Source organism: Sphingobacterium sp. GW821-FHT03E03 (assembly GCF_059420745.1).
Genome location: NZ_JBWKUH010000020.1, coordinates 82,483 through 92,208, shown reverse-complemented (window position 1 = coordinate 92,208; position 9,726 = coordinate 82,483). Strand labels below are relative to the sequence as shown.

Below are 9,726 nucleotides of genomic sequence, written 5' to 3'. Positions count from 1 at the left end.
GTCATAGGTATATAGGGCCAGCAATAGGGCCTGGAATAACCAATGAAAGAATCAGAAAAATTACTGCTTAAATATCTTGAGGGACAAGCGACTCCCGAAGAACAGGCCATCGTGGAAAGCTGGTACCACAATCTGCATACAGCAGATGTTTCTGGTTTTGACGAACTGCAGAAACAGCAGCAGCTGGAACTGATCCGGCAGCAGCTGCCAGGCTATCCGATCAAGAAAATCAGACGCTGGCCACGTATTGCAGCGGCAGCCATCCTGCTATTTGCACTGGGATCCGGTATTTTTTATTACAGTCTGTCTTCACGCGATAACAACCTGGTCACTGTGCCACAGCACAAAGACATTGCTCCGGGAGCGGTCGGTGCAACGCTGACGCTCGCCAATGGGAAGCAGATTCTCTTGGGTGATGCAGGCGAAGGCGAGATCGCCCGTCAGGCCGGTGTCAGTGTTACCAAAACCGCTGACGGCCAGATTCTGTATCAGATCTTAGGGGGCAGTCCCAACGATCAGAGCAGCAATACCTTATCCACCGCAAACGGTCAGACCTATGTCGTAACGCTTCCAGACCAAACAAAAATATGGCTGAATGCTGCATCCAGCCTGACCTACAGCACAGCGCTCTATACCAGCAAAGGACAGCGGAAGGTGGAATTAACAGGCGAAGCTTATTTTGAAGTGGCAAAAGATAAAGCTCATCCTTTCGTTGTCAAAACGGGCGATCAGGAGGTCGAAGTCCTGGGGACACATTTCAATATCAATAGCTATGCGGATGAGGTAGCGATCAGTACGACCTTGCTGGAAGGATCTGTCCGGGTCATTCATGGGCAACGGAAGGAAATCATCCGGCCCGGCCAACAGGCCGTCGCCACAGCGGCGGGAATCGCGGTCAAGGAGGTGGATCTCGATGAAATTGTGGACTGGAAAGAAGGCGACTTCGCACTGAATCATATCAACTTTAAAACAGCGATGCGCAAAATTGCCCGATGGTACGACGTCGAATTTATCTACGATAGCAGTGTGCCGCTCGATATGGAGGCCGGAGGCTGGATTTCAAGAAAGAACAACCTATCGGCTGTGCTGAAATTAATTGAATCCTCGGGACTGGCCCATTTTAAGATCGAGGGCCGTAAAGTATATGTCTCTAAATAAAATAGATGTTCTTAAATAAAGTATAAGTTCTTAAATAACCCTAATATAAACCTTAAAATGAATGATAAAATGAAAAGAGACTTCGGATAACCTATTAGATCCACAAGATTAACCAGAAGTGCTTGAAACACCCCTGGTTAAGATTTGGCCCAATCTTTCAATTGTTTACACCTACAGCTGCCCAAGCCCTGGAAAGTCAAGGTATGCTGTATATTAACCAAACTAAACAAATGTATAAAAAATATACTATTAAAATTGGTATAGATGGAATACTATGCCGTAAAATATGGCTGATTATGCGACTAACCACTGCCTTGCTCATTGTGTCCCTTACACACCTGAGTGCGTTGACCTCCGCACAGAAAATTACGATAAGGCGCCAGCATGCTTCTTTGGAATCTCTTTTGAAAGAGATCCGTAAGCAAAGCGGATATGATCTCTTTTATGATGGCCGCATTATCCCCAAAAACCAGAAGCGAAGCATTGATCTGGCCAACGTATCGGTGAGTGAAGCGCTAGAAACAGTCCTGAAGGGCTTGCCGCTGGCCTATACGGTCCACGCGAATACCGTCGTGCTCCGCCCAAAATTACCCGCTGGCAGTCCAGAAACGGCAATATTCATCCCCATACAGGGTATTGTACGCGACAGTACAGGACAGCGTATTGCTGGTGTATCCATATTAAACCGAAATACCGGACAGAGTATCTCAACCGATACGGAAGGAAAATTTAGCCTCAATGCCAGTATCGGTGATATCCTGGTTTTTTCCTTTGTCGGCTATATACGGCAAGAACACAAAGTCGCGTTGGCAGAAATGCTCCAGATTGTCCTGCAACAGGAAGAAATGAAAATGGATCAGGTCGTCGTGACCGCTTTGGGGATCCGGCAATCCGTCAAAGCCCTGACCTATAATGTACAGGAGTTTAAAGGCGAGGAAATTACGCGAAATAAAGATGCCAACTTCGTGAATAGCCTGACCGGAAAGATTGCCGGTGTCACGATCAACTCAAGCTCCTCGGGTATCGGTGGCGCGACCAGGGTGGTCATGCGGGGGACAAAATCCATAGCCGGCAACAACAACGCACTCTATGTGATTGACGGTATTCCCATTCCAAATAATAATGGCGGTGGTACCAATGGTCCTTTTGAGGGGGTGGTCAGCGGGGAGGGGATCTCCAGCTTTAATCCCGAAGATATTGAAAGTATCAGCGCCTTGACGGGCCCTTCTGCAACTGCATTATACGGAAATCAGGGCGCCAATGGTGTTATCCTCGTCAATACAAAAAAAGGTACCCGCGGCGATACCGAAGGGCTGTTTGGCAGTATACGTGTCAACGTATCGCATAGTTCGGATTTCTTTTCCCCTTTTGTGATGCCACGTTTTCAAAATACTTATGGCCAGTCCAATCCGCAGGAATATGCCAGTTGGGGAGCTAAGCTGCCGCAACCATCGGACTATCGGCCAAAGGACTTTTTCCAAACAGGTTACAATATCAGCAATGGAGCAAGTATCACGGGTGGTACCGACAGGAGCCAGACGCTGTTTTCTGTGGGAACAAACAATGCCGAAGGTATTATCCGCAACAATAAATTCGACCGTTATAACTTTTACCTGCGCCACAATGCGCAGCTTTCAGACCGCCTGACCGCCGATTTCAGCGGGATGTATGTGCGGCTCAAAGATAATAATATGGTGGCACAGGGCCAATACCAAAACCCCATCGTACCAGTCTACCTCTTTCCGCCGGGAGATGATTTTAGAAAGTATCAGGTCTACTCACGTTACGATCCAAACCGCTTGATCGAAACACAATTCTGGCCTTATCAGGATCAGGGGCTAGGGATGCAAAATCCGTATTGGATTACCGATGCGCAAAGCCGGACCACCAATACTGACCGTTATATGATGAGCGTGACAGCAAACTATAAGGTAACAGATTGGTTGAATGTGACCGGGCGCGCCCGTATTGATAATAGTGTACTGGAGAGTGAAACCAAAAGACCCGCTGGTACCTGGGGACTATTTGCTTCCGAATTTGGCTATTATCAGACTGGTAAGAACACAACCAAAAATACGTACCTGGATCTGATTGCCAGTATGAAGCATAGCTTTGCGGACAACCGCTTCTCTCTACGCACGAATGTAGGTGGGAGCTATCAAAACGATCGTTTGGATGGTTTAGGTGCCGGTGGCAACCTGCTTCGCCTGGCTAACTTTTACTCGGTACAGGAGAACACGGACAACCCGGCGACACAAACTTACAGTGCCACTCAGCTGCAGTCTGTCTTTGCAACCACCCAGTTGGGCTATCAGAACTGGCTGTTTATGGACCTGACTGGTCGCTATGAATGGCCTTCGCAACTGCCGCCCGGCTTTGCCTCAACTTCCTCTTATTTCTATCCTTCTGTCGGTATTTCGGGGGTCATCAGTGATAAGTGGAAGGTCTCCAAAGCAGCAATATCCTTTGCTAAAGTACGTTTCTCCTATGCCGAAGTAGGCAATCCACCTCGTTTTGGCGTGGCCAATCCCGTGTTTTCCTTAGTCGATGACTCCTTTCGGCCAGCACCTTTTGCGGACTACCGTCCAGAACGGACAAAGTCCTATGAGGCCGGCATGGAACTCCGCTTTCTGCGCGACCGCTTATCCTTGAATGCAACTGTATATCAATCCAATACAACGAATCAGCTACTCGAACAACCCTTATTGGGAAGTAGCATCTACACGGTCTTCTTTTATAATGCCGGAGATATCCGCAACCGGGGAATTGAAGCGAACTTATCCCATCGGGGTAAATTTGGTGCCCTGGACTGGACTTCGGGTTTGGTATTTTCGCTGAATAGAAACCGCGTCATGCGTCTTTCAGAGGGCTTTATTAATCCGGCTACAGGGGAGCCTTATGAAAATGAACAGCGTCTTGTGGGTGGTCTGGGCGATTTTCAGAATGTACTGACTGTAGGTGGGTCAATGGCGGATTTTTATATTTCCCAGGTATTACGGGAAGATAATCAGGGGAATCTATGGGTAAATTCTAGTGATGGCTCCATCGGCAGGACGACAATTCCACGGCGTTATGTGGGCCGCGCTGCACCAGACTATACGCTAGGTTGGAACAATCAGTTTTCGTACAAAGGAGTGGATCTTTCCTTCTTGGTGGATGCACGGGTAGGGGGAATTGGTGTTTCCTATACCCAATCCATTATGGATGCCTTTGGCGTGTCGGAGCAATCAGCACAGGACCGTGATAATGGTGGCGTAATGATCTATGGTAGTCGATATCCCAATGTACAGGGCTATTATAATCTATTGGGAAATGGCGCGAGCGGTATGGCGGCCTATTACATTTATAGTGCAACGAATGTCCGGTTACGTGAGGTGGCCCTCGGATATAATCTGCCAACAAAATGGTTTGGTCCAAAAGGCCCCAATATTCGTGTGGCGTTAACGGGGAGAAATGTATTTATGTTTTACAACAAATCACCCTTTGATCCGGAATCGACTTCTTCTACCGGTACCTACGATCAGGGGATAGATTATTTCCGCCAGCCCAGCTACCGGAGTTTTGGTTTCAGTGTCCGGGCTCAGTTTTAACCTTAACGTACATAACAATGAAAAATTCATCTAAAAGATATAGGTTCCGGATGCTAGGCATCGGCTGTGCGGCACTGACTGTACTCGCTGGCGCCTGTACCAAAAATTATGCGGATTACAATACTGATCCCTATAAGGCTACACGTGAGCAAATGGGAGCCGATGGCTACCTCACGGGACGTAATTTTCCCATTATGATCAATGCGGTGATCCCGGCGGCAGATGCGGGCGCCGGCACCAATTTTGTAAACAGCTATCAGATTGCATTTAATCTCGCCGCGGATTGTTATTCGGGCTATATGGCCCAGGCCAACAACTGGAACGGAAATACCAACAACCTGACCTATGGTTTCAACCTGACCTGGGTGAACGAGCAGTTTAACCTGACTGGCCGATTGCTGAATGCCTGGAAACAGGTGCAGGAGGCAACGACACTTTCTGGCGATTCGCTGCAGTTTTCGGTTGCTCAACTGATCAAGATCACTGGTATGGTGCGTATGACCGATAGTTACGGTCCTGTTCCTTATTCACAGATCCCAACAGGAACCTTCACGCCAGCATACGACAGCCAGGAGAGTCTGTACCGGACTTTTATTGGCGAACTGGGGCGTGCGGCAAATCTGCTGCACAAACGTGGAGCTGCCGCAGGGACTCCTTTGGCACGCTACGACCAGATCTATGCCGGCAACTACCTGCAATGGGCAAAATATGCCAACTCCCTGAAACTGCGTTTAGCGATTCGCATGGCTTATGTTGATCCGGCCAATGCCAAACGCTTTGCCGAAGAGGCCGTCAGCCATCCCGCAGGCTTATTGACCGCGGTTGGCGACGGGGCCATACAAAAACCGGCGACAGGACTGAATTTTAAAAACCCCTTGCATACCCTAACCCAGGATTACAACGAAGCGCGGATGGGCGCATCCATGGATTCTTACTTGCGTGGTTACAGTGATCCACGAATCGGGGTATTCTTTTCGACCTCCACGGTACGTCCCAATGAATATGTAGGGGTACGTACGGGGATCAATGTGGTGCCGGCCGTGTATCAGTCTTTTTCGCAGCTGAATGTGACCAACGACACCGGCTTACCTTGGATGCGGGCATCGGAAGTATATTTTCTCCGGGCTGAAGGTGCATTGCGCGGTTGGAATATGGGGGGCAATGCCCAGTCCTTGTACGAAACAGGGGTACAGCTCTCTTTTACAGAATTAGGGGTAGCGATGCCGGCTGGTTATCTGTCCAATGCGACAGCACGACCCGCAAACTATACGGACTATGCACCAGGCAGTGCCTATAGCACGGCTTCCCTGGGCGGCAGTACCATTCGTTGGAATGAGGCCGACAACTTTAATACCAATCTCGAACGTATCATTACCCAAAAATGGATTGCGATGTATCCCAATGGACAGGAAGCTTGGGCTGAATTCAGGCGCACGGATTTTCCGCGGCTCTTTCCAATAGCGCTCAACCGGAGCGGTGGTACAGTCAATAGCACCGTACAGGTCCGTCGCTTGCCTTATCCTCTACAACAGTATCAAGAGAATGGTGCACAGGTCGCGCGCGCGCTGACCTTGCTGGGTGGAGCCGATAACGGTGGGACAAAGGTCTGGTGGGATGCCAAGCCAAGGTAATAGACGATTGATTATTTAATACGCTATTGTTATGAAAAAATATCGCATAAAAAGGATCCCTTTCTTTCTACTTGTCCTACTGTGCTGCTTGCTAACAGCTTGTCAGAAATCAAGCGTGGAACAAAGGGGTATATATATAACCCGTGCACAGGTGAACCCTTTTGTCGGCTTGTCAGTGGATAATACGGGTGGTTCATTGGCGGTGACGGCAAGTGCCTCCGCGGTTGTCGATCAGGATCTGAACGTTACCTTTCGGGTCAATCCGGCGCTGGTGGATAGCTATAATGCACAGCATGGAACCGATTTCAAAGCATTGCCCAGCCAACTTATCAAGCTGAGCGCTACCCAGTCGGTCATCCGTAAAGGCTCCAGTGTTTCGGAGGCGATACAGGTTGAGATAAGCCCATTGGGTGGAGCCGTTGAAGTCGGTACACAGTATTTGGTCCCGATCGAAGTAGCCAGCCTGTCTTCAACTAACTTTCCAATTCTGGAGAGCTCCAAAGTGCTTTATGCCCAGATCCAGCAGGTGCTGGTGAATCCGGCCCTGGATTTATCGCGGGCTGGTGGCGTCAGTTTTGCCATTCCGGATCCTATCAGCAATCTAAAGGCTTTTACCGTAGAGATGCGGGTGCGGGTGACGAATGGCCCATTTCGCAATAATATGACCCTCTTTGCGGCTTATCCCGATGAGATCTATTCGCGTTTTGGTGATGTGGTGATCTCACCCGATCAGCTGCAGGTCAAATATAAAGGGGTACAGCCGGCATCCAGGACACGTTTTTCGGTCAATCAATGGTACCATATTGCCTATGTATTTGATGGGCAGGCCAACAGCTTTCGCATTTACGTCAATGGGGTCGAAGATGCTGCTACGACAGCTCCTCCGGGGAGTTCCTTTAATCTCAACCAAATGTTTTTCGGAGCCAATGGCAACCCCATTCAAGTGCAGGAATTGCGTTTCTGGACGCAGGCGCGCACGGGTATTCAGCTTTTAAATAATATGTGCGCCGTAAATCCGCAATCGGATGGATTATATGGCTACTGGAAATTTGATGCTGGCCAGGGGAGTACGATTGCTGATGTAACGGGGCATGGACATACGGGTACCGTCAGTGGAACCCCACAATGGGTCACTGGAATCCGCTGTCCGGAATAGAGGTGTAAACAAAAATTGAAAACACAATGAAAACAATTAAATATCTGCTATATACCTGTCTTTTTGCAGGAAGTATTTTATTTGCTGCCTGCGAAAAGCAGAATATTCCGGTGCCGGAGCCTGTTTCAAAACTCGTTCCCGTCGGAAGTGAAGAATATTATGAAAACTTAAGGGCTTATAAGCGCAGCAATCATCAGATCTACTTCGGTTGGTGGGGCGGATTGGGGACACCCGGGAGCCCGGAGACGGTTAGCGTGATTGACCAGATTCCCGACAGCGTGGATATTGTTGCCTTCTGGGGTGGGATGCCACCCATCGGTTCGCATAATTATGAGACCATGCAACGGATACGGCAACAAAAAGGAACACGATTTGTCATTACAAGTTTTGGCAGTGGGGTGGAACGTATTATGCGGCAAAATGATCCGCAATTGATTGAAACCAATGTGATGCAGGCAATAGATAACGTTGCTAAGGCTATTGCCGATACCATTGCCTTATATAATATTGACGGATTTGACCTGGACTATGAACCTGGAGAAGCTGCCGAAATTAATTCTTTCTTCGGAAATCGCTATGCTGTAAACGGCAATAACCCACATGTATTGCGTCTATTTCAAGCGCTAGGAAAATACCTCGGCCCAAAGTCGGGAACGGACAAATTGCTGATTATTGATGGTTATAGCCATCCTGGCGTAGAACCCTATTACAGTTATTTTATGCAGCAAGCCTATGGTTCGAGTTCCCCTTCGGTCCTCCAGGGACGACTGCAAAACTATGGTCTCGGCGAGTGTCCGCCGCAGAAGTTTGTACCCTGTGAAAACTTTGAAAACTGGTGGCGGGATGGCGGTGTCAATTTTACTGATCCACAAAGGGGGACGATACCTTCGCTATTGGGTTTTGCATATTGGAATCCAACAGAAGGACCTAAGGGCGGTATTGGGAGCTACCATACAGAATACGAATACCCGAATACCCCGGATTATAAATGGACAAGACAAGCGATCCAGATTATGAATCCCGCTGTACGTTAATTTAAGGAGCTAATATCATGAAAAAAAGAATATATAACTGGTTATTCAGTTGCCTAATCGGGAGTCTACTGTTTGCCTGCAAAAGTGATGAGGTCAATACCAACAGTGTTTATCTAACCTTGGCGGAGGTCAATAATACAGCGAGGCTGACGGTGGATAATACCGGTGGTTCACAAGCTTTTAGCGTGACATCCACACAACCCGCAACGCAGGCGGTAACTGCACAGATTGCGGTAGATACGACCTTAATTGCGGCCTATAACCAACGTTTTGGCACCGCTTATCAGGCACTTCCACAGGGAAGTTATGCCTTATCCGCCAATGAAGTACAGATACAGCCTGGATTGACCGTCTCCGATGCGGTTAGCTTTCGGGTGAATGGAACCGAACTTTTTGAACTCGGCAAAGCCTATATGATGCCCCTTACTGTGCGGAGCACTTCGGGATTACCGCTTATTGAATCCTCCAAAACTATCTATTTGATAATCAATCAGGTTACGATTAGCAATGCAGCATCGCTTACCAATAATTATTTTAGAGTTGACTTTTCGCAGAATAATGAAGCAGTCAAAGCCATGCCGGCCATTACAATGGAAACCAGGGTGATGGTAAATCGTTTTCAGAGCAGTATGCCATTTATCAGCAGCATTATGGGGATCGAGGAAACCTTCTTGATGCGTTTTGGCGATGTGACAGTGCAGCCCAACCAATTGCAGGTAGGGGGAGGGATGATGACCACAAATATGAGCTTTACTTTCAACACGGGCACCTGGTATCACATTGCCGCTGTTTATGATGGTGCCCGCCTTCGAGTGTATGTGGATGGCCAGCTCTTAGCCAGCAGTAATGTAAGCCGGGTGGTTGACCTGACTAATACATGGGCCGATGGTTTTCATTTTGGTCGCTCGGCCGGAGGTCGAGGGTTAGATGGTGCCATAAGTGAAGCACGGATCTGGTCCAGGGCATTGACACAGGCGGAGATCGGTAATGGAAAATGCGGCGTGGATCCAGCCAGTGCGGGACTCGTGGGTTACTGGAAATTTAATGCAGCAGAGGGAAGAACCGTACGGGATATTAGCGGCCACAACCGGGATGCGGTTGCCGCCAGCAATATTCAATGGGTACCCAATGTACGTTGCGAATAGGGAATAGGAAAA

6 protein-coding genes are annotated in these 9,726 nt (G+C 48.5%); all 6 read left to right on the top strand.

All coding sequences use genetic code 11. The features are described 5' to 3' along the window. Positions 1-42 precede the first annotated feature (42 nt). The 6 genes from AC07UV_RS19110 to AC07UV_RS19085 all read left to right on the top strand — a co-directional run bounded on the left by AC07UV_RS19110 (position 43) and on the right by AC07UV_RS19085 (position 9,714). Positions 43-1,158, top strand: a complete 1,116-nt coding sequence (locus tag AC07UV_RS19110; protein ID WP_495184913.1) for a FecR family protein — start codon at positions 43-45, stop codon at positions 1,156-1,158. 296 nt (positions 1,159-1,454) lie between these two features. Further along, a complete protein-coding gene (locus tag AC07UV_RS19105) occupies positions 1,455-4,748 on the top strand; it encodes a SusC/RagA family TonB-linked outer membrane protein (protein WP_495184912.1) in 3,294 nt (1,097 codons plus the stop codon). Positions 4,749-4,765: 17 nt separating this feature from the next. Further along, positions 4,766-6,379, top strand: coding sequence for a SusD/RagB family nutrient-binding outer membrane lipoprotein (locus tag AC07UV_RS19100; RefSeq protein WP_495184911.1), 1,614 nt, complete (start codon positions 4,766-4,768; stop codon positions 6,377-6,379). A 31-nt stretch (positions 6,380-6,410) separates the two neighbouring features. Then, positions 6,411-7,535, top strand: a complete 1,125-nt coding sequence (locus AC07UV_RS19095; protein ID WP_495184910.1) for a DUF1735 and LamG domain-containing protein — start codon at positions 6,411-6,413, stop codon at positions 7,533-7,535. Positions 7,536-7,561: 26 nt separating this feature from the next. Beyond that, positions 7,562-8,569, top strand: a complete 1,008-nt coding sequence (locus tag AC07UV_RS19090; RefSeq protein ID WP_495184909.1) for a glycoside hydrolase family 18 — start codon at positions 7,562-7,564, stop codon at positions 8,567-8,569. Positions 8,570-8,586: 17 nt separating this feature from the next. After that, positions 8,587-9,714, top strand: a complete 1,128-nt coding sequence (locus tag AC07UV_RS19085; protein ID WP_495184908.1) for a DUF1735 and LamG domain-containing protein — start codon at positions 8,587-8,589, stop codon at positions 9,712-9,714. Positions 9,715-9,726: the final 12 nt, after the last annotated feature.

Excerpts from the sequence above, each read along its gene's own strand:
- AC07UV_RS19100 (WP_495184911.1), top strand. The coding sequence starts at position 4,766 with ATGAAAAATTCATCTAAAAGATATAGGTTCCGGATGCTAGGCATCGGC.
- AC07UV_RS19110 (WP_495184913.1), top strand. The coding sequence starts at position 43 with ATGAAAGAATCAGAAAAATTACTGCTTAAATATCTTGAGGGACAAGCG.
- AC07UV_RS19090 (WP_495184909.1), top strand. The coding sequence starts at position 7,562 with ATGAAAACAATTAAATATCTGCTATATACCTGTCTTTTTGCAGGAAGT.
- AC07UV_RS19095 (WP_495184910.1), top strand. The coding sequence starts at position 6,411 with ATGAAAAAATATCGCATAAAAAGGATCCCTTTCTTTCTACTTGTCCTA.
- AC07UV_RS19085 (WP_495184908.1), top strand. The coding sequence starts at position 8,587 with ATGAAAAAAAGAATATATAACTGGTTATTCAGTTGCCTAATCGGGAGT.
- AC07UV_RS19105 (WP_495184912.1), top strand. The coding sequence starts at position 1,455 with ATGCGACTAACCACTGCCTTGCTCATTGTGTCCCTTACACACCTGAGT.